Source organism: Arthrobacter sp. AOP29-A2-19, from assembly GCF_058138025.1.
On record NZ_CM176894.1, the window covers coordinates 739,787 to 757,739 of the forward strand.

Genomic DNA, 17,953 nt, shown 5'->3' on the forward strand with positions numbered 1-17,953 from the left:
CTTAGACTGGACTGCGAGATCACTAAACGCAAGTGGCTCGTGGGGCTGCTGTGCGCAATAACACGAAGGTCGGAGAATCCATGGAGCCGAAACGCAAGCATCCCGTGCGGGCAACAATCCTGACTCTCGTCGGACTGCTCGTCGTGACAGGCCTCGTCGCGGGAGCGTACGTCTTCTCACTTGCCAGCAATTTTGATTCGAAGTCTGAGAAAATCGCGCAAGCCTTCCCGGATGAGTCCTCGCGACCCGAGGTCAGGGAATCCGCCACGGACGCCGTCAACATCCTGCTATTGGGCAGCGACGACCGCGGCGGCTCCGGCGAGTCGGAGAATCTCGAGGGGGTCCCGAACGCTGGACGGTCGGACACCATGATGCTGGTGCACATTCCCGGCGACCGCAAGGGCGTCTATGTGACCTCGATGATGCGCGACACTTGGGTGGAGATCCCGGGGCAGGGGCAGCACAAGCTGAACGCCGCCTATTCTTTCGGCGGCGTGCCACTCACCGTACAGACAATCGAAACCATGCTGGACACGCGCGTGGACCACGTAGCCTCCATCGACATGGAGGGCTTCAAGGGACTGACCGACGCCGTCGGAGGTGTCGACATCGACGTTCCCATCGCGTTCCAGCCACGCCACCTGCCGGAGCACTACTTCGAAAAGGGTCGCCAGCACATGAACGGCGAGCAGGCGCTGGCGTTCGTACGCGAGCGCTACGCCTTCACGGACGGCGACTACCAGCGCGTGAAGGACCAGCAGCTCTTCCTGGAAGCAGTCATCGGTAAGCTCCTGGACCGCGAGACGCTGACAAACCCGGGTCGCATCTCCGCGGTGGTCAACGAGCTCTCGCCCTACGTCGGCGTCGACGACTCGCTCAACGCCTTCGGCCTGGGCCAACTCGGCGTGAGCATGGGCAACGTGCGCAAGAACGACATGCACTTCTTCACGCTGCCCACGGAGGGTGTGGGCCGATCCGCCGACGGTCAGTCGATCGTCCTGCCGGACACGGCGGCCATCAACGAGCTCGGCGAGGCGCTGTCCAACGACGATGTCGCCGGATATGTGGAAGCTAACGGCCTGTAGCCAACAGTTGACGGGTAATGTTTAGCGAGTGATGAGCAAGGTGGGGGAGAAGGGGGCGGCGTGGCCGCACTTGGCCTTTGCCGTGGCCCTCGCAGGCAGCGCCCTCCTGGGGCGCTCCACGCAGCTGCACGGCTCCGGATTCGCGCTCGTCTGGCCCGCGGCGGGCGTGGCCGTCCTCTGGTACCTGTGGGCGGTCCTGCGGCCGGGCCACCGGTACCTCGCGCTTGGCGGGATTATCGTTGTCTCGGGTGTGTTCAACGCGATCTCCGGCATGCCGCCACAACGCGCCCTCCTTTTCGGCGTCGCCACGGCCGTCCAGGCCGTCGTCGCTCACCTGCTCCTCGCACGGTGGCACGCCGGCCGCGACCTCGGGGTCCGGTCGTTCTTCATCACCCTGTTCTCCTCCGGCGCCGCCGCCATCGTTGGCGCCTCGAGCGTGGTCCTGGCCCTGCTGATGGCTGGGACGCCCGACTTGGGCGCCGTGTTCGCCGCCTGGGTCATCCGCAACGCCATCGGCATGTCAATGCTGGTGAGCTTCGGGATGCTCGCGGCCCCGCGCCGCCTCTCCCTTGGCCCCTGGGGGTCGCCCGGGGAGCCAGCACCCGACTACGTGCGCCGCGCGGCGCCGGTCCGTTCCGCCCCGGCGCGCGCGCTGGAGGCGGTGGCGCTCGTCCTGTGCACCGGGGCGGCCTGCATGGTCGGCTACGTCCTGAACGACGGGCTGCCGCTCTTCTTCATCACGCTTCCATTTGGCTTCTGGGCTGCCATGCGCTTCCCCACGGTCTGGGCCTATGCGCACGCGTTCGCGGCCGGTGGATTCCTGCTCGGCGTCACCCTGCTCGGCCACGGGCCCTTCGACGGCCTTGGGCCAACGACCGCCGCCTACGTGGCCCAGCTGTACATCTTCGTCTCCTTCGCCGTGACGGCGCTGTTGGCCCTGCACCGTGACGAGACCGCCCGGCTGCTGGAGGTGCTGGAGCGATCCGGCGACGAGGCCCGCGAAACGGCGCAGCTGCGCGACGTGGTGCTGGCGGGGATGACCGACGGGATCGTCGTGGTGGACTCCTCCGGGAGGTTCGTCCTGCAGAACCGGGTGGGCCGCGAACTCCTCGGTGACGTCACCGGAAGCTATGACGACTGGGGCGAGGCCGTCGGCGTCTCGACGCTGTCCGGTCAGCGCCTTATGGCCGACGAGCAGCCCCTGGCACGCGCCCTAAGGGGCGAAACGGTCATCGCCCACGAACTGACAGCGCAGGCCGGCAGGGGGCGCGACCGGGAGCTCCTCGTCGATGCCTTCCCGCTCGCGCTTCCCGGCGAGGAGCGTGGCGGCGCGGTCGCCGTCGTCCGGGACGTGACCGACGAAAACGTTCGGCGCGAACAGCTCAATCGATTCGTCTCCGTGGTCGCCCACGACCTCAAGACGCCGCTCACGGTTTTCGACGGGTGGCTGGAGTTGTTGGAGGAGGAGGGCACCAACGCGGCTGCCCGAGCACGGGCGGTTGCGAGCATGCAAAGCGCGAGCACCAAGATGAACCGGCTCATCACCGACCTCCTGGCCTACAGCGCGGCGAAGGACGGCGAGACCGACCCCACGGTGATCGACGTCGGCGCGCTGGCCTACGCGGTAGGAGAGCCGCTGGTGGAGTTGGCCGAGAAGCGCGGGGCGGGCTGCGTTCAGCTGGTCGTCACGGCGAACGATCTGGTGCACGCCGACCGCAAGCAGCTGGAACAGGTCCTGGACAACATTGTCGGAAACGCCGTGAAGTATGCGGACGCTGACCGCGCGGCGCGGATCGAGGTCTCGTCGCGTCCCGCGGAGGATCCCGACTGGGTTGTCGTCGAAGTGTCCGATAACGGCATCGGAATCCCCGAGGCCGAGCTCGACGACATCTTCACCGAGTTCCGCAGGGCCTCGAACGGGATGGCGCGGGCCTCCGGCAGCGGGCTGGGGCTGGCGATCTGTCGTCGCATCGTGGAGGCCCACGGCGGAACGATCTCCGCACGCAGCGCCGATGGAAGGGGAACCGTGTTCACCTTCACGCTGCCCGCCGAACCAGATGCGGACCGGGTCTCAGCAAACTAGGTCCAGGCTGGGTGGACTCAGAGGGCAACCGCCCGCCTTATGGAACCGGCTAGGCGGTGGTGCGCTGGTGTCCGCTCAGCGTCGACTCCAGCTCGGCCGCCGGCACGGGGCGGCAGTAGAAGTAGCCCTGGGCGTTCGTAAAGCCGAGCTTCAAGAGGGACTCGTGCTGTTCGGCGGTCTCGACACCCTCGACGATGCACTCGAGTCCGCACGCCGTGATCAGGCCGGCGACCGCGTTCACCAGGGCGACTTGGCGCTCGTCGGCGGGGATTCCCTCGATGATGGAGCGGTCTAGCTTGACGCCGTCCACGGGCAGTTTGTTGAGGTAGCTGATCGAGGAGTATCCGGTGCCGAAGTCGTCGATGTTCGTGTGGACACCCATGCGCGAGAGCGCCAACAGCGAGTAGCGGTCCAGGGAGTCGCCCGACAGCATGTTGTGTTCGGTGATCTCCACGCCCAAGGCCCTGGCCGGCATCTTGTGCCGGCGCAGCGCGGCCCTGATGAGGTCCGGGAAATCGAGCATGTGCAGCTCGGCGGGAGTGACGTTGACGTGAACGACGAAGGAGTCGTCCACGAGGCCACGGTCGCGCCATGCGCTGAGATCGCCCAGCGCACCGTCAAGGATCTGGGCCGTGAGGCGCGGCAGCAGGCGCCCCTCTTCCGCGAGCTCAAGGAACTGCCCCGGCATCACGACGCCGCGCTCCGGGTGCCGCCAGCGGACCAGCGCCTCGGCGCCGATCCAGGCGCCGCTGGCGATGTCCACGATCGGCTGGTAGACGGGATAGATCTCGTCCGTGCCAAGGGCTGCCCTCAGGTCGGTCAACAGCACGGCGCGCTGCTGGCGCTCGTAGAGCATAAACGGCTCGAACTCTTGGACCTTGTCCCGCACGAGCTGCTTCGCCACGTACATGGCGGTGTCCGCCTCCTGGAGCAGCATGTCGGCGTCGTGCCCCGTCGTCGCTTCGGCGATGCCCATGCTGGCGCCTGGGGACACGGGGACGCCCTCGATGGTCGTCTCGGCGTTGATCAGCTGGATGAGGCGCCGTCCGAGCTCAAGGGGGCGCGGGGCGCCTTGGGGCAACAGGACGGCGAACTCGTCGCCGCCCAAGCGGGCGATCATGTCGCCCTGTCGCATGCCCGAGCGCAGCCTGTCGGCGACGAGCCGGAGCACCTCATCGCCGGTGGAGTGGCCGTGCGTGTCGTTGATGTCCTTGAAGGCGTCCAGGTCCAACAGCATCAGCACGGGGGCCCGCTCTCCGCGCCGGTGTCGGTCCAAGGCGTGGTCGAGCTCCTTCAGGAGGGCCGTGCGGTTGGCTAGGCCGGTCAGCGGATCGGAGAACGCGAGGGCCTGCATTTTGTCGCGAGCCTCTTCCAAGAGCGTGGTGCGTTCCGCCACGCGCAGATCCAGGTCCCGGTAGGTCCGTGCCAGCTCCGCGGACATCGAGTTGATGCCGACGATGATCGCGTCGATTTCGTCGCGGCGCGCGGTTGGTTCCATGCCGGTCTCGAAGTTGCCGTCGGCTATGCCAAGGATGGCCGCGACGATCTGCTCGATCCGCTCATCGGTTTCCGGGGGCAGGGGGATCTCAGCCATGACCGCCAAGGTACGCAAAGGCCGCCGAGCGTTCTTCGAAGTAGGACATCTCCGCGGTTGCCTCCGAGGTCGTGGCTGTCATAAAGAAGCGGGCTAGCACCCGGTCGGCCGGGCCGAAGCCCAGGATTGCGACCCGGCCAAGGCCGTCGTACGTGCTGAAGGCGGTCGCAGCGGGGGGATCAACTCTGACCAAAGACGAGATGTCCACCAAGACGTGGACGGGGGTGTGCTCGATGATGGATTCCGCCCCCCGCGCCACTTCGTTGAGCAGCGTGGAATCGAGCGCGCAGCCGGGAACGAAAGTGACTTCGAGGATGTTGCCGGGGTGCCTCCAGACCGTGGCGCAATCGCAGGACCAATCCGGAGCGGACTGGAGCGGATCCGGAGTAGTGACGACGGGCTGCTGTGCCTCATTGTCTGTCATCGGTTCGCCCCCGGACGGGTCGGAGGGGGGAGCAAGCTCAACGGTTGCCATCCTCCAGCCTCCGACCGTGTGTGGTGCCGACCTGAGCGCCTGCAGGACCTTTGCGAACCATGGACTTCCCCCCGGAAACGAAACAATCGCGGACACCGAGTCCAGCGACGACTAAGTAAAGCAATTCTAGCCCACCAACCTGAAACGCATGTGCTCCCTGTCACCAATGGGCCAAAAGTCTGGTGGTGGCGAGCGTGTCTGATTAGCCGCGCCGCTCGCTACGTCGCTAGGCGCTCAATCCGCGCCGCTTCCGCGCGCTTGATCTCGGCTTCGTGGGGACGCAGCGCGGACAGGCTCTCCGCCCAGACCAGATAGGCGGGGATGAGGTAGGCGGCGTCGGGATCCTCCAGATCGGAGATCGCCTGTTCGATGACGCGCTGCGCCGCGTCCTGGTTGCCGGTTGCCAGGCCCCAGCGCGCGCGCGTGACGGCGAGACCGACCCGGTCCATTTCCGTGGTCTCCATGACTTCGTGCGCCAATTGGGCCCGGTCGATGCAGTCGCGCGTTTGCTCGACGGCGATGCCGGACATGAGCTGCAGGTCCGCCGACGCCTTGTTGAAGCGGGCCCACAGTTGAATGTCGTTTCTCGGCGACAGATGGGTCGAGGCCAACCGGTGGTACTCGAGGCCGCGCTCGATGTCCTCCACCATGAACGCCAGGTTGCCCAGCGTCCAAAAGCCTTTGCCGGCCGACTGCTCGTCCACGTGATCTCCCAGGAGGGGGACCAGCCCCGTCCGCAGGTCCCACGCCTCGGACGTCTGTCCGTCCTCCACCAGGGAGGCCATGAGCGCCTGGTAAGCGCGCGCCCTGGCGTCCGCATGCTCCGGGACCTGATCCAATAGTCGCAATGACTCGCGCGCTGCTCCGATTGCAGAGGGCAGCCGCCCCAAGCACCTTTGCGCCACCGCGGCCTGCACGAGCGAGCGTGCCCGCAGCACGGCGTCTCCCAGCAACGCCGCCGCCTGGTCCATGCTGTGCGCCAGATCCAACATTTCCCGGTATCGGTCCATGGCATGAAGCGCGTCCGCCGCCGAATCCTGGAACTCCCATGCCGAGTGGCGGTCTCCCGCTCCCAACGCGGCCGCGGCGCCGTCGAGCGCCGCGGACAGGGCCGCTTCCTGATCCCCCGACTCGACCGCGCGCCGGACCCGCGACCTGTGGCCACGAAGATCGTTCAACGGCGGGGGGTATTGCATAGTTGCCATTATGCGGCACTGGGGGCGGCGCTCATGAAGACACTCTCCCTGTCGGGTAAAGAAGATGCCAAATGCACTTCCGCAACACTGGCAACAGATGGCATAATCGGCAAGGGGGAGCGTTGTCGGCCATGGCCCCTGATCGACTTTAAGCCGACATCCATTATCACCAATCGCCAGGGGGAAACTTATGAAGAAGTACATGATGAAGGCCGTGGCAACCATGGCAGTCGCCGCAGCAGCAGCGCTGACCATTGGCGCCGCCGTGTCCGCCGACGTTGACACCGAAGCCACCGCGGGCGGCAACTGGCCGTACTCCGTGACGTCCAAGGGCGGCAACTGGCCGTACTAGGCAACGGATCGGCCGATTATCGGCTGACAGGGCCGCTATCCCGCTGAGGGTGGCGGCCCTCGTCGTCTGGCGCAAGGCACTCCTGAGGCTTCCCTGGTTGGCGACGCCAACACCGCTCTATTCGGTCGGGAATGGAAGAATGGCAGGGTGAGTTCACAGATCCAGCCAGCCAGCAATGCACCAATTTCCGCCGAATTGCCCGTGGCCCCCCTGTGGGAACGGCGCGCGGAGATCGACCTGTCCGCCATTCGCCACAATGTCCGCCGGGTCGCCGAATTGGCCGCGCCGGCCAAGGTCATGGCCGTGGTCAAGGGCGACGCGTACGGCCATGGCTCCCTTCCCGTCGCGCGGGCCGCAATAGAGGCCGGTGCCACCTGGCTCGGCTTCGCCCACGTGAGCGAGGCGCTTGTCGTCCGGGGCGCGGGTATCGAGGAGCCCGCGCTTGCCTGGCTGCACACACCGGACACGGACTTCGCCGAGGCGATCGCCCGCAACGTCGACCTCGGTGTCTCGGGCTGGGAACTGGACCTCGTCGCGGCGGCCGCCAAAAGCGCCGAACGCCCCGCTCGCGTCCACCTGAAGATTGACACCGGACTGGGCCGCAACGGCTGCACCCCGGACCGGTGGGAGGCACTGCTGGATGCGGCCATGGCCCACCAGGAGGACGGCCTTCTCCGCGTCGTCGGAGTGTTCACCCACCTCGCCGTCGCCGACGAGCCGGACCGCCCCGAAACGGACGAACAGCTGGACGCGTTTCGGGCCGCCGTCGCGCTTGCCGAGAACGCCGGGTTCGACCTCGAGGTACGGCACGCCGCCAACACCCCGGCCACGCTGTCCCGCCCCGACGCGCACTTCGACATGGTGCGGCTGGGCCTAGGCATGTACGGGCTCAGCCCGTTCCGCGACCAGACCCCCGAGGACCTGGCGCTCCGCCCCGCTATGCGTCTGGTGGCGCGCGTCGCGAACGCCAAGCGCGTGCCGGCGGGCCAGGGCGTTTCCTACGGACTGACCTACCGGACGCCGTCGGCCAGCGTCCTGGCCCTCGTGCCGTTGGGCTATGCGGACGGCGTCCCGCGCTCCGCCGTCGATGCGCCCGTCTCGGTCGCCGGGCACGCGGCGCACACGAGTGGCCGGGTGGCCATGGACCAGTTCGTCGTGGACCTGGGGCCGGACGCCGACATCGACACGCTCGTCGGTGCCGAGGCCGTTCTCTTTGGGGGAGACGGGCCGTCGGCCGCCGACTGGGCCGACGCCGCGGGAACCATCAATTACGAGATCGTGACGCGGATCTCGCCCCGCGTGCCCCGCCACTACATCGAGGGAAGCTGGGGTCAGGCCGGTGAGTGAGGCCCTGCCAGTGACGTCGGCGGGCGCGCCGGTGTGGACCGCCGAGCTGACCGCGGTCGACGCCGAGTCCACTCAAGCCCTCGCCGCGCGGCTCGGCGCCGTGCTGCGCGCGGGCGACCTGCTGGTGCTGAGCGGGGAACTCGGGGCCGGAAAAACCACGTTCACACAGGGGCTGGGGGAGGGGCTGGGCGTTCGGCCGGGCATCATCTCCCCGACGTTTGTGCTGATGCGCATCCACCCGTCGCTAGTCGGCGGCCCGGATCTGGTCCACGTGGACGCCTACCGGCTGGACTCCGCGGAGGAACTCGACGACATCGACCTGGAGTCCACGCTGCCGACGTCCGTTACCGTCGTCGAGTGGGGAAGCGGAAAGGTAGAGCACCTTGCCGAGTCGCGACTGGAAGTCTCGCTTGAGCGCGCGGTGGGCGCGGACGCCGGCCATGCGCTGGTCCTCGACTTCGATGACACCGGTTCCGAGGAACCCCGGACCGTCCGCATCGCCGCTTATGGTCCGCGATGGGTGGACGAACGAAACTTATAGATCGGCGACAGGACGCCCTTGGAAGCGCCTAGCCGAATTTCCTGCCCAGAGCAGCCACTGTCCAGCCGGCCGCCTCCCACTCCGCATGCGCCAGCACGTTGCGGCCGTCGATGATGCGCTTGCCGGCCACGAACGCGGCGAGCTCGTCCGGCTGGAGCGAGCGGAACTCTTTCCACTCGGTGAGGAGCAGGACCAAGTCGGCGTCCGTCGTCGCGGCCTCGGTGGAGTCGACGTAGCGCAGGCGCGGGAAGCGCCGCTCGGCGTTGGCATTGCCCTCGGGGTCGTATACGGTGACGTCGGCGCCCTGGTTGTACAGCTGCCCGGCGATGTCCAGGGCGGGGGAGTCGCGGACGTCGTCGCTGTCCGGCTTGAACGCGACGCCGAGAACGGCGATGCGCTTGTTGGCCACGGAGTTGTCCAGCAGCTGGTGCGCCAGCGTCACCACGCGGCCGCGGCGGCGCAGGTTGATGTCGTCGACGTCGTCCAGGAAGTCCATGGTGCGGTGCAGGCCGAGCTCGCTGGCGCGCGCCTGCAGCGCCCGGATGTCCTTGGGCAGGCATCCGCCGCCGAAGCCAACGCCGGCATTGAGGAACTTACGGCCGATGCGCTCGTCGTAGCCGATCGCGTCGGCCAGCGTCCGGATGTCCCCGCCGACCGTCTCGGTGACCTCGGCGAAGGCGTTGATGAAGGAGATCTTCGTGGCCAGGAAAGCGTTAGCGGCGACCTTGACCAGCTCGGCGGTCTCGAAGTCCGTGACCACCAGCGGGGTGTCCCGCGCCAGGGCGGCGGCGTAGACCTCGCGGAGGGTCGACTCCGCACGCTGGGATTCGGTGCCGATCACCAGCCGGTCCGGGGTGAGCGTGTCCTTGACCGCGAAGCCCTCGCGCAGGAACTCGGGGTTCCACGCCAGCTCGACGTCGGCCCCCGGACGCGCGTGCGCCTTCAGGAGGTCCTTGAGCCGCCGGGCCGTGCCGACCGGAACGGTGGACTTGCCCACGATCAGCGCGTCCTTGGTGATGTTCTCCGCCAGGCTGACGACGGCGGCATCGACGTAGCACAGGTCCGCGCCGCCGTCCTCGGAGCGCTGCGGCGTCCCAACACCGATGAAGTGGATGTCCGCCCACGCACCGACCTCCTCGTAGGAGGTGGTGAAGCGGAGCCGTCCACTATTGACGTGCTTGACCAGCAGTTCCGGCAGGCCTGGCTCGTGGAAAGGGAGCTTGCCCTCCGAGAGCCGCGCGATCTTCACCGGATCCACGTCCAAACCGATGACCTCAAACCCGAGTTCCGCCATGCAGGCGGCGTGCGTGGCGCCGAGGTAACCCGTGCCAATAACAGAAATCTTGGGGGACATCAGCCGTTTCTCATCCTTCGCAATCGCCTAATACTTTCGGACAACGCTACCGGTGTTAGGTGAGGTGTAGATGAGAAGCATGTTAACTCGAGACACATGTTGCGCCGGTAGCATGGCGGGCAAATAACCAACCCGTCGGAGGCGAGCATGGAGCAGGGGCAAGGGCAGGGTCCCGCGGGTCACCGTGCCCGGCGGGCCTGGATCGCAGTGACCGTGGTTGGTGTGCTGCTTGTGGTGGCTGTTGCGGCGGCCGTCTGGACTGGGAACCGCCCACCGGAACCACCGCCGCGGGCCGGCCAGCCGGCGTCGGACACCGTGACCTTCGCCGCCGTGGGCGACTCGCTGACCAAGGCCGACACCAACAACTTCCCGACCGGGGAGCCGGGCCCGCAGACCTGGGTGGGGCACGCCGAGACCGACGGCGTGGAGTTCGCCGGGGGCTGGGCGGAGTGGGGAGCCCCCACATCGCTGATGGCCGCAAACGCCCGGCCGGTCGACGCCGACGTCCTGGTGGTGCTCGCCGGCACTAACGACCTGGCCGCGGGTGTGCCCTTCGAGGAGACGGCGGCCAACATCTCGTCCATCGTCGCCGCGTCCGCGCCCGAGCGGGTGATCGTCTCGGCCATACCGCCCATCGACACCGGATCGGCCCTGTTCCGGCCCGGCGCCGCGCGCTCGCCGGACGACTACAACCGGCGGCTAGAGGCATACGCGGCCAAACAAGGCTGGGACTGGACCGACGCCGCCGCGGGCCTGCGCGACGGCAGCCACTTCCTGCCCGGCATGTCCTACGACGGCGTCCATTTCACTGAGGCCGGGGCCAAGGTGATGGGCGAGGCCTTTCGGGCGGCGATCCTCGACCCGCGCTAGAGGGACGGAGTGCTTGCGGCACCGCGACGCTCTCCACCGTGATTCAACTATTCATACACACGAAGGGCTCGACCGACAGTCCCGGTCGAGCCCTACAGAGTGACGCCTTGAACCTCTGTGTCGGCTAGGTGGCCAGCACGTAGGCGACCGCTACGAGCACGGCAATGGCCAGCGTAATGACCGCCCCCGTGCCGATCTTCTGCCTTCGGAGCCTCGCGGCTTCGCGCTTTTCGTAGTGATTCATAGCTGTATCTCCAAGTTGCTGAGCGCCGTCGGCCATTCCAAACCAACGGCGCAATCCCCATGGGTGCGGCACGTTCGCCACATCCGATGTACATAGTGGCATGAAGAATCCATAAAACCGACCCATAAGACGGAGATTTTTATCGAAAGTCATTGGGCTGTGTATTGGCTCAAGATTGGCTCAAGATTCCCAGAGAAATCTTTTGTGAACCTTGGGTAAACCATTCGCCTTTGTCGGACCAATTCTTGACGTTTCAACGGGAGGGTAGTGCCATCGCCGGAACGAATCAGGAATCCGGCCCACAACTTCGTAGGGGTTTGAGATGAACAAGATGACCAAGGGCGCACTGGCTACCGGACTCGGCGTTGCACTGCTGATCGGCGGCGGCGGAACGCTGGCCGTTTGGAACGACGCCAGCGCGGCCGGAGCAGGAACAATCGTCGCCGGCGACCTGGACCTGACCGCCAAGGCCGGCGTATGGACCAACGCAGCGGGAACCGTGGTCACCGCCGACTACCGGGTGGTTCCGGGGGATAGGTTGACCTACTCCCAGGCCGTCGACGTAAAGCTGACCGGCGACCTGATGAAGGCCAATCTGACCGTCACCGGCGCGGCGGAGGTCGCCAATGGCTTTGTCGACGGCACGGTCACCACGACTCCGGTGGTCATCAAGGGCGCCGAAAGCGCAGTCGCCGTCGCGAACCCGATCTCCGTCTCGGGCAAGTACATTGCGTCGACGACGTTCGTGTTCAACTCCGCCACGACCGCGCAGGCCAGCACCAACGCCACCATCAACTACTCCGCCATCGGCTACAAGCTGGAGCAGATCGCTCCGACGGCTCCGTAGCCAGGCCGCACCCCACAGCACTCCGCCCGCACCCAGAGGACAGACGATGAAAGCCACGGCCACGCTCAGGGCCACCGCGCTGATTGGCGTGGCCGTGGTTCTCGCGCTGATCACGGTGCAGGGAACACTGGCGCTCTGGACCAAGACCGCGGCTTCGGCCGCCGGCACGGTGCGGGCGGCGGACTTCGCGGTCACGGTGACCGGCGCGAACGGTCAGGCACAACGCCTGAACACCAACGGGACGCCGGCCACTATTGCGCTGGCAGGCATCCCGGCGCTGGAGCGCGGCAAGCCGGTCACGGTCCCCGTCGTGGTCACCAACTCAACCAACGCGGGCAGCGGAACCTTCAGGATCCGTGCCACCGCGGGAGCGCCGGCGGTCAGCGGTGAGCTGGCCGGCTACGTGGACACCGGCATTGGGCTGGCGTCCGGCGGCAGCTGCGCCACCACGGCGCCCGGCAGCGTCCGGGACATCGCCCAGGGCGCCGCCGGGACCTTCTGCCTCACCCTGACACTCAAGAACACGGCGCCGGCATCGCTCGGCGGCAAGGGCGCGACCGTCAGCCTGGGCATTACCGCCCAGCAGCTCGCCCCGTAGCGCACCAATCAGCCAGATACGCAGCAAAGGAACCAACGCCATGGCCATCATCGCCATCCCGGGCCTCCGGGGACACACCTCCGCCCGGGACGAACGGACCGGCATCGCGCGGTCCGGCGCTGCCCGCGCCGAGGGGGCGGGCACGGCCGCACGGATCGTGTCCGCGCTCGGCAAGGGGCTGAGCTTCCTTGGCCTGGTGGTCGCGTCCCTGGCCGCGATCGTGCTGATCGCCATCCCCATGCTGACCGGCTCCGCGCAGTACTCGGTGTTGACCAGCTCGATGAAGCCCACCTATCCGCCGGGGACCCTGCTGGTGGTCAAGCCGGTGGACTTCGCCGCCCTGGCCCCCGGCGACGTGGTCACCTACCAGATCACGTCCGGCGAGTCCGCCGTGATCACCCACCGCGTCATCTCCTCCGGCGTCGACCAGCAGGGCGCCCGGGTCCTCTTCACCCAGGGCGACAACAACTCCGTCGCCGATCCCGAGCCCGTCCAGGAGGTCCAGGTCCGCGGGAAGCTCTTCTACGCGGTCCCGTTCGCCGGCTTCGCCGCAAACTGGCTGGGCAACCAGGACCGCGGGCTGCTCACGCAGGCCGCCGCGTTCGGACTCATCGGCTACGGTGTCTTCAGCGTCCTCCGCGGCGCCACCGCCCGCGCCCGGGCACGCAAAAGTACCGCCGACAAGGAGTAGCGACCGTGGACAAGCCGCACGGCAGGCTGCCGGGGCTGCGCGCCGCGATCGTGGTCTACGTCCTGATCGTCGTGGGCCTGCTCGGCGGCGGCGCGGCGTTCGCGCTGTGGAGCCAGTCGGGGACGGCGGCCATCCAGGTGACCGCGGCGCCCGTCGCCCCGCAGGCGGTCGGGTCCGCCATCACCTGCAAGCGGCAGGACACGGCGAACGCCGCCAACATCACGGTCACGTGGGGAGCCACCGACGCCTCGGGCTACGTGGTGACGGTCCTGCAGAATGGCGCCGCGTTCACCCAGCCCGCGACCGTGCGTGCCTCCACGGCGCCCACCCACACCGCGGTGCTGGCCGGCATCAACCAGAACAAGACGGACGACTACGTCCTGCAGATCGTGCCCTTCATCGGAAACGCCGACGACTCGTCCACCTGGGTTCGCGGGCAGGCGACCAGTTGGACCATGACGCTGACCAAGTCCGGCCAGGTCGCGCACGTCACCTGCGCCTGAGTGACGCTTCCGTCAAGGCGTCGTGACCTGCCCGCTCCCGCCGCTAGGATGGTGAAACACGTCTGACTAGAGGGAGAACGAGTGGACCAGCGTCGCGTAGCGGTGGTCGTTGAGGACGACGACGACATCCGCGGTCTTTTGGAAGCCGTGCTCCAGAGTTCCGGCTTCGATGTGCATCCGGCGTCGACCGGCGTCGAGGGGGTCGCGCTGGCGCAGGGTGCGTCGCCCGACCTGGTGACGCTCGACCTGGGCCTGCCGGACATCGACGGGTTCGAGGTTGCCCGGCGGATCCGCCACTTCTCCGACGCGCACATCATCATGCTCACGGCGCGCTCCGACGAGATCGACACCGTCATGGGCCTGGAGACCGGCGCGGACGACTACCTGACCAAGCCGTTCAGCCCCCGCGAGCTGCGCGCCCGCGTGGACGCCGTGATGCGGCGCCGGATCCGCGAGCGCGACAAGGCCGCGGACTTCGCGACCGCGGCGAATCCAATCGTTCCGGCCGCGGCCTCCGCCGCCGCTCCTTCCGCGGCCTCCGCGACCGAGGCGGCCCCGGCGTCGGCCGCTCCGCAGCAGGCGCCCGGCGCAGTCTCCCTGGAGCTCAACGGGCTGGTCCTGGAGCCCGCGACGCACGTGGTGCGGCTGGGGGACGCGGAACCGGCGCTGACGCCCACCGAATTCACGCTCCTGCGCACGGTCATGGAGAGCGGGCGCAACATCCGCACCAAGGCGGACCTGGTGCGCATCCTGCGCGACGAGGACACGGACTCCGGGACGTTCGTCTCGGCCGCCGACGAGCGCACCATCGAGGTGCACCTGGGCAACGTCCGCCGCAAGCTCGGCGACGACGTCAAGGCGCCGCTCTGGGTGGAGACCGTCCGCGGCGTCGGCTACCGCTGCGCCAAGGTGAGGTAGCGACCGACCGATCGCCGCCGGCGCCGCGCTTCCCGCGCGTCGGCTGGGCCGTTAAACGCCACCGCCGCCAGGTGGACGGGAACCCCCCAAGGTTCCCCGTCGACGGACGGCGGTCCAGCAACCCCAGCGCCGGAGACCCCCAAGATCCCCCGTGGTTGGGATGAAGCTGTGTGCGTCGGGCGTTTCCGGGTGGTGATTCCCACCCCGTCCTGCCCTTGGGATAAGCATGGCGTGACATGCTCAACGTGATGTACGGCATAGTCCGAAGTTTCCCTCAAGATTCCCGCAAGGTATCCGCAAGAGTCGCTCTAGCGCCGAAAGTTGCGCGCCGGCGCGTACCCGCACACGGATGCGGCGACGGCGGACAGCTCGGCGACCGAGCGCGTGCCCAGCGGCTCCAGGTCCGCGACGGCCTCGCGGGCGCGGTCCCAGGCGTCGTCGCGGTGCGGGTCGCGGGCGATCTCGTGGAGGTGCTCGCCAAGGGCGGCCAGGCCGACGGCCCCGGCCATGGCGGCGCCGGACTTCAGGGAGAGGGCCGCGTCGCAGAAGGCCTCGCAGTCGCCCTTGGCCGCCGAGTTCTTCAGGCGCTCGCAGCGGACCGGCCACAGCGCCACAAAGCGCTCGACGAATGCGCGGGTGGCCTTCGGCCCCACGGTCTGGGCCATGGACCGCAGCGCCACTTCGCTCACGAGCAAGGGCACACCTCCGGCGTTCGCCGGTGGTGGGTCTGTCCTCATGCTGCCCATCATGGCCCCCCGACCCACACGACGGGCGCAAGGATTGCGCAAGATCCGCGCAAGAAACCGGGCGGCATGGGGACTTCTCCCCATCGCGGGCGTCCGCCGGCCCGCCTACGGTGGAGGGAAGCTTTTGTCTGGAGGAACCGATGACGGGATTTACGGTGGAACTGCCGCCGGGATGGGTCCGGCTGGCGTCCTCCGGCGCCCGGCTGGTGGCGGTGCACGGGTCCGATCGCGGCGGGCAGGCGAGCATCGTGGCCCTCGAGTACGCGGGTGACGCCCCGCTGGCCGGCGTCGACCGGCTGTACGTGGTGGAGGAGGGGCACGCCAGCATCGGCGGCCGCCCCGCCCGCCGCATGGACCTCACCCGCCGCCAGTCCGGCCGTGCGCTCTTCACCCGGCGCTGGCTGGTCTCCGACGGCCCCAACACCCTGGAGATCGCCGCCACTTGCCCGGTGGAGCGCTACGGCCACTTCAGCTCGCTCTTCGACGAGCTGGCGGCCAGCGTCCGGCTCGCCGCGTGAGCGTCCTCCCTCTCTATGCGCCGGACGGCCCCTCCGTGGGGCCAGCGGCGTTCGCCGTGCTCGCCGCAGCCCACCGCCACGGCCGGGCCGGCCTCTTGGACCGGATCCGCCGCCGCCCCGAACTCGCGGCGCTCGCCGGTCAGGGGCTGCTCACGCGCGCGGGCCGGCCCACGCCCGCCGCGGCCCGCTACCTGTCCGCGCTCGACGCGCCCACCGGGCAGTGGACGGTCACCGGGCGCTACCGCGGCAGCCACACCACGCTCCGCCTCTGGATCTCCGACGCGTCCCTCACCGCGCTCGCCGGGCCGAGCGCCGAGAGCCTGCGCCCCGGCGTCGTTCCCGGGATCGCGGACGACGCCGACGCGCGCCTGGACCTGGCCGGCGCGGGGGAGGCGGCGACGATCGTGTGCGCGTGGGCGGCCGTGCGGCCGCTGCCGCCCGGCCTGGCCGAGCCGATCGAGCTGCCGCTGGAGCTGTTCGGGGCGCGGGCCGACGGCGGCGCGCTCGACGACCCGGGCGGCACGGCCCACGGGTCGTTCTGGCAGGAGCCGTGGTTCGTGTGGGACGTCGCGACCGACGCCGGGGCGCGGCTCGGGTTCATCAACGCGGGGCGCGCGGGGCACTTCGCCTTCGGTCAGGTCGACGACGCCTTGGTGCGGATCGTGCCCGTGGGTAGCGGCGAGATCTGGCGGGCGCTGCACGCGCTGCAGGCGGCGGAACGGGCGCCATCCGGTCCGAACTAGACTTGGACGCATGCTTGTCCTAGCCATCGACACCTCCGCCATCGCGTCCGCCGCCTTGCTGAGGACCCGCGGCGGGGACGGCCGGGCCGAGGTCCTCGAGTCCTTCGCCTCCAGCGAGACGAACACCCATGCGGAGGTCCTCGCGCCCGCCATCGAGGGGATCATGGCGCAGGCGGGGGTCGCCGGGTCCGAGCTGGACCGGATCGTCGTCGGCGTCGGGCCGGGGCCGTTCACCGGGCTGCGCGTGGGCATCGCGACCGCGCGGACGCTGGGCTTCGCCTGGGGGATCCCGGTGGACGGCGTGATGAGCCTGGACGCCGTCGCGTGGGACGTGCTGGCCGACGCCGGCGCGTCCGGCGCGTCCGGCGCGTCCGGCGGCGGGTTCACCGTGGCCATCGACGCCCGGCGCAAGGAGCTCTACTGGGCGCGGTACGGAACGGACGGCGCCCTGCTGGACGGCCCGCACGTCTCCGCCGCCGAGGCGCTGCCCGCCGGGCCCGTCTACGGGACCGGCGCCGGGCTCTACGCCGAGAGGCTCGCGGCGGTCGGGGCGCACGGCGTGCCGGCCTTCGCGTCCACGCACCCCCACGCGGCCTCGCTCGGCGCCTACGCGCTCCGCTCGCTGGCGGGCGGGCGGGAGCTGCTGGCCACCACGCCGCTGTACCTGCGCGAATCGGACGCGAAGGTCCCCGCCGCCATGAACCGGCCCGCCGGGTTCGGCCGGTGAGCGCCGCCGGCTGGGCCATCCGGGACATGGTGCCCGCCGACATCCCCGCGGTCTACGCGCTGGAGCGGGCGCTGTTCCCCGAGGACGCGTGGCCCGAGCGGATGTTCCACGAGGAGCTGGCCCAGGCGGACACCCGCAGGTACTGGGTGGCGGAGGACGCGGGGGAGATCGTCGCCTACTGCGGCATGATGTGCGTGCTGCCGCTGGCCGACGTCCAGACAATCGCCGTCGTGCCGGGACACGAGGGGCGGGGGATCGGCTCGGCCCTGCTGACCGGTCTTGTGGAGGAGGCCCGGCTGCGCGGCGCGGAGGACGTGCTGCTGGAGGTGCGGGCGGACAACCCGCGCGCGCAGGCGCTGTACCTGCGGTTCGGGTTCGAGCAGATCCACATCCGGAAGGGCTACTACCCGGGCGGGGCCGACGCGCTGATCATGCGCAAGGTGTTGGCCGCGGCGTCGTCGTAGGTTCATCCACGGGTTCGACGATTTGCTGGCCCGGCGCTGACCTGTGCCGTTAGGATG

20 protein-coding genes are annotated in these 17,953 nt (G+C 68.9%); 15 read left to right on the plus strand and 5 right to left on the minus strand.

The window, feature by feature from the left end; translation table 11 throughout:
- Nucleotides 1-80 precede the first annotated feature (80 nt).
- Nucleotides 81-1,085 carry an LCP family protein gene (locus AC3ZJJ_RS03335; protein ID WP_489893844.1) on the plus strand — a complete coding sequence of 335 codons (1,005 nt, stop codon included), beginning with the start codon at nucleotides 81-83 and terminating at the stop codon, nucleotides 1,083-1,085.
- 31 nt (nucleotides 1,086-1,116) lie between these two features.
- The gene (locus AC3ZJJ_RS03340; protein ID WP_489895659.1) at nucleotides 1,117-3,168 is read left to right on the plus strand and encodes an ATP-binding protein; all 2,052 of its coding nucleotides are present in this window, start codon (nucleotides 1,117-1,119) and stop codon (nucleotides 3,166-3,168) included.
- A 49-nt stretch (nucleotides 3,169-3,217) separates the two neighbouring features.
- On the opposite strand, the gene AC3ZJJ_RS03345 is transcribed toward AC3ZJJ_RS03340, so the two are convergent.
- The 3 genes from AC3ZJJ_RS03345 to AC3ZJJ_RS03355 form a co-directional block, all read right to left on the minus strand.
- Nucleotides 3,218-4,762 (minus strand): putative bifunctional diguanylate cyclase/phosphodiesterase, encoded by a 1,545-nt coding sequence (locus AC3ZJJ_RS03345; RefSeq protein WP_489893845.1) that lies wholly within the window; start codon nucleotides 4,760-4,762, stop codon nucleotides 3,218-3,220.
- The gene (locus tag AC3ZJJ_RS03350; RefSeq protein WP_489893846.1) at nucleotides 4,755-5,186 is read right to left on the minus strand and encodes a DUF7793 family protein; all 432 of its coding nucleotides are present in this window, start codon (nucleotides 5,184-5,186) and stop codon (nucleotides 4,755-4,757) included. The genes AC3ZJJ_RS03345 and AC3ZJJ_RS03350 overlap by 8 nt, the downstream gene beginning before the upstream one ends.
- Before the next feature lie 269 nt (nucleotides 5,187-5,455).
- Nucleotides 5,456-6,433 (minus strand): hypothetical protein, encoded by a 978-nt coding sequence (locus tag AC3ZJJ_RS03355; protein WP_489893847.1) that lies wholly within the window; start codon nucleotides 6,431-6,433, stop codon nucleotides 5,456-5,458.
- Between the two features lie 190 nt (nucleotides 6,434-6,623).
- Between AC3ZJJ_RS03355 and AC3ZJJ_RS03360 the strand changes: the two genes are divergently transcribed.
- From AC3ZJJ_RS03360 to tsaE, 3 genes are all read left to right on the plus strand, one after another.
- On the plus strand, nucleotides 6,624-6,785 hold the full coding sequence (locus tag AC3ZJJ_RS03360; protein ID WP_489893848.1) for a hypothetical protein: 162 nt from the start codon (nucleotides 6,624-6,626) through the stop codon (nucleotides 6,783-6,785).
- Between the two features lie 147 nt (nucleotides 6,786-6,932).
- Nucleotides 6,933-8,132: an alanine racemase gene (gene alr / locus AC3ZJJ_RS03365; protein WP_489893849.1), complete on the plus strand. Its 1,200-nt coding sequence runs from the start codon at nucleotides 6,933-6,935 to the stop codon at nucleotides 8,130-8,132.
- A 10-nt stretch (nucleotides 8,133-8,142) separates the two neighbouring features.
- Complete coding sequence (tsaE, locus tag AC3ZJJ_RS03370; protein ID WP_489895661.1) at nucleotides 8,143-8,673, plus strand: tRNA (adenosine(37)-N6)-threonylcarbamoyltransferase complex ATPase subunit type 1 TsaE; 531 nt, start codon at nucleotides 8,143-8,145, stop codon at nucleotides 8,671-8,673.
- Between the two features lie 28 nt (nucleotides 8,674-8,701).
- Here tsaE and AC3ZJJ_RS03375 read toward each other — a convergent pair whose 3' ends face one another.
- Nucleotides 8,702-10,027, minus strand: coding sequence for a UDP-glucose dehydrogenase family protein (locus AC3ZJJ_RS03375; protein ID WP_489893850.1), 1,326 nt, complete (start codon nucleotides 10,025-10,027; stop codon nucleotides 8,702-8,704).
- A 147-nt stretch (nucleotides 10,028-10,174) separates the two neighbouring features.
- On the opposite strand from AC3ZJJ_RS03375, the gene AC3ZJJ_RS03380 reads away from it, so the two are divergent.
- The 6 genes from AC3ZJJ_RS03380 (at nucleotide 10,175) to AC3ZJJ_RS03405 (ending at nucleotide 14,698) form a co-directional block, all read left to right on the plus strand.
- Nucleotides 10,175-10,897: an SGNH/GDSL hydrolase family protein gene (locus AC3ZJJ_RS03380; RefSeq protein ID WP_489893851.1), complete on the plus strand. Its 723-nt coding sequence runs from the start codon at nucleotides 10,175-10,177 to the stop codon at nucleotides 10,895-10,897.
- A 566-nt stretch (nucleotides 10,898-11,463) separates the two neighbouring features.
- Complete coding sequence (locus AC3ZJJ_RS03385; protein WP_489893852.1) at nucleotides 11,464-11,988, plus strand: alternate-type signal peptide domain-containing protein; 525 nt, start codon at nucleotides 11,464-11,466, stop codon at nucleotides 11,986-11,988.
- A gap of 46 nt (nucleotides 11,989-12,034) precedes the next feature.
- The gene (locus tag AC3ZJJ_RS03390; protein WP_489893853.1) at nucleotides 12,035-12,586 is read left to right on the plus strand and encodes a hypothetical protein; all 552 of its coding nucleotides are present in this window, start codon (nucleotides 12,035-12,037) and stop codon (nucleotides 12,584-12,586) included.
- A gap of 40 nt (nucleotides 12,587-12,626) precedes the next feature.
- A complete protein-coding gene (locus AC3ZJJ_RS03395; RefSeq protein ID WP_489893854.1) occupies nucleotides 12,627-13,277 on the plus strand; it encodes a signal peptidase I in 651 nt (216 codons plus the stop codon).
- A 5-nt stretch (nucleotides 13,278-13,282) separates the two neighbouring features.
- Nucleotides 13,283-13,780, plus strand: a complete 498-nt coding sequence (locus tag AC3ZJJ_RS03400) for a hypothetical protein (RefSeq protein WP_489893855.1) — start codon at nucleotides 13,283-13,285, stop codon at nucleotides 13,778-13,780.
- An 81-nt stretch (nucleotides 13,781-13,861) separates the two neighbouring features.
- The gene (locus tag AC3ZJJ_RS03405) at nucleotides 13,862-14,698 is read left to right on the plus strand and encodes a response regulator transcription factor (protein WP_489893856.1); all 837 of its coding nucleotides are present in this window, start codon (nucleotides 13,862-13,864) and stop codon (nucleotides 14,696-14,698) included.
- A 308-nt stretch (nucleotides 14,699-15,006) separates the two neighbouring features.
- On the opposite strand, the gene AC3ZJJ_RS03410 is transcribed toward AC3ZJJ_RS03405, so the two are convergent.
- On the minus strand, nucleotides 15,007-15,435 hold the full coding sequence (locus AC3ZJJ_RS03410; protein WP_489893857.1) for a hypothetical protein: 429 nt from the start codon (nucleotides 15,433-15,435) through the stop codon (nucleotides 15,007-15,009).
- Nucleotides 15,436-15,584: 149 nt separating this feature from the next.
- Between AC3ZJJ_RS03410 and AC3ZJJ_RS03415 the strand changes: the two genes are divergently transcribed.
- From AC3ZJJ_RS03415 to rimI, 4 genes are read left to right on the plus strand one after another with little or no spacing between them, the layout of a single operon-like run.
- Nucleotides 15,585-15,962, plus strand: a complete 378-nt coding sequence (locus AC3ZJJ_RS03415; RefSeq protein ID WP_489893858.1) for a hypothetical protein — start codon at nucleotides 15,585-15,587, stop codon at nucleotides 15,960-15,962.
- Nucleotides 15,959-16,705, plus strand: a complete 747-nt coding sequence (locus tag AC3ZJJ_RS03420; protein WP_489893859.1) for a hypothetical protein — start codon at nucleotides 15,959-15,961, stop codon at nucleotides 16,703-16,705. The genes AC3ZJJ_RS03415 and AC3ZJJ_RS03420 overlap by 4 nt, the downstream gene beginning before the upstream one ends.
- A 10-nt stretch (nucleotides 16,706-16,715) precedes the next feature.
- Nucleotides 16,716-17,432, plus strand: a complete 717-nt coding sequence (tsaB, locus tag AC3ZJJ_RS03425) for a tRNA (adenosine(37)-N6)-threonylcarbamoyltransferase complex dimerization subunit type 1 TsaB (protein WP_489893860.1) — start codon at nucleotides 16,716-16,718, stop codon at nucleotides 17,430-17,432.
- 26 nt (nucleotides 17,433-17,458) lie between these two features.
- The gene (gene rimI / locus AC3ZJJ_RS03430) at nucleotides 17,459-17,896 is read left to right on the plus strand and encodes a ribosomal protein S18-alanine N-acetyltransferase (protein WP_489895663.1); all 438 of its coding nucleotides are present in this window, start codon (nucleotides 17,459-17,461) and stop codon (nucleotides 17,894-17,896) included.
- Nucleotides 17,897-17,953 lie beyond the last annotated feature (57 nt).

What these genes read in the sequence shown, in the direction of transcription:
- AC3ZJJ_RS03335 (WP_489893844.1), top strand. Translation starts at nt 81, where the DNA reads ATGGAGCCGAAACGCAAGCATCCCGTGCGGGCAACAATCCTGACTCTC.
- AC3ZJJ_RS03345 (WP_489893845.1), bottom strand. Translation starts at nt 4,762, where the DNA reads ATGGCTGAGATCCCCCTGCCCCCGGAAACCGATGAGCGGATCGAGCAG.
- AC3ZJJ_RS03360 (WP_489893848.1), top strand. Translation starts at nt 6,624, where the DNA reads ATGAAGAAGTACATGATGAAGGCCGTGGCAACCATGGCAGTCGCCGCA.
- AC3ZJJ_RS03410 (WP_489893857.1), bottom strand. Translation starts at nt 15,435, where the DNA reads ATGAGGACAGACCCACCACCGGCGAACGCCGGAGGTGTGCCCTTGCTC.
- AC3ZJJ_RS03355 (WP_489893847.1), bottom strand. Translation starts at nt 6,433, where the DNA reads ATGCAATACCCCCCGCCGTTGAACGATCTTCGTGGCCACAGGTCGCGG.
- AC3ZJJ_RS03385 (WP_489893852.1), top strand. Translation starts at nt 11,464, where the DNA reads ATGAACAAGATGACCAAGGGCGCACTGGCTACCGGACTCGGCGTTGCA.
- AC3ZJJ_RS03395 (WP_489893854.1), top strand. Translation starts at nt 12,627, where the DNA reads ATGGCCATCATCGCCATCCCGGGCCTCCGGGGACACACCTCCGCCCGG.
- AC3ZJJ_RS03380 (WP_489893851.1), top strand. Translation starts at nt 10,175, where the DNA reads ATGGAGCAGGGGCAAGGGCAGGGTCCCGCGGGTCACCGTGCCCGGCGG.
- tsaB (WP_489893860.1), top strand. Translation starts at nt 16,716, where the DNA reads ATGCTTGTCCTAGCCATCGACACCTCCGCCATCGCGTCCGCCGCCTTG.
- AC3ZJJ_RS03340 (WP_489895659.1), top strand. Translation starts at nt 1,117, where the DNA reads ATGAGCAAGGTGGGGGAGAAGGGGGCGGCGTGGCCGCACTTGGCCTTT.
- rimI (WP_489895663.1), top strand. Translation starts at nt 17,459, where the DNA reads ATGGTGCCCGCCGACATCCCCGCGGTCTACGCGCTGGAGCGGGCGCTG.
- AC3ZJJ_RS03390 (WP_489893853.1), top strand. Translation starts at nt 12,035, where the DNA reads ATGAAAGCCACGGCCACGCTCAGGGCCACCGCGCTGATTGGCGTGGCC.
- AC3ZJJ_RS03415 (WP_489893858.1), top strand. Translation starts at nt 15,585, where the DNA reads ATGACGGGATTTACGGTGGAACTGCCGCCGGGATGGGTCCGGCTGGCG.
- AC3ZJJ_RS03375 (WP_489893850.1), bottom strand. Translation starts at nt 10,027, where the DNA reads ATGTCCCCCAAGATTTCTGTTATTGGCACGGGTTACCTCGGCGCCACG.
- AC3ZJJ_RS03350 (WP_489893846.1), bottom strand. Translation starts at nt 5,186, where the DNA reads ATGACAGACAATGAGGCACAGCAGCCCGTCGTCACTACTCCGGATCCG.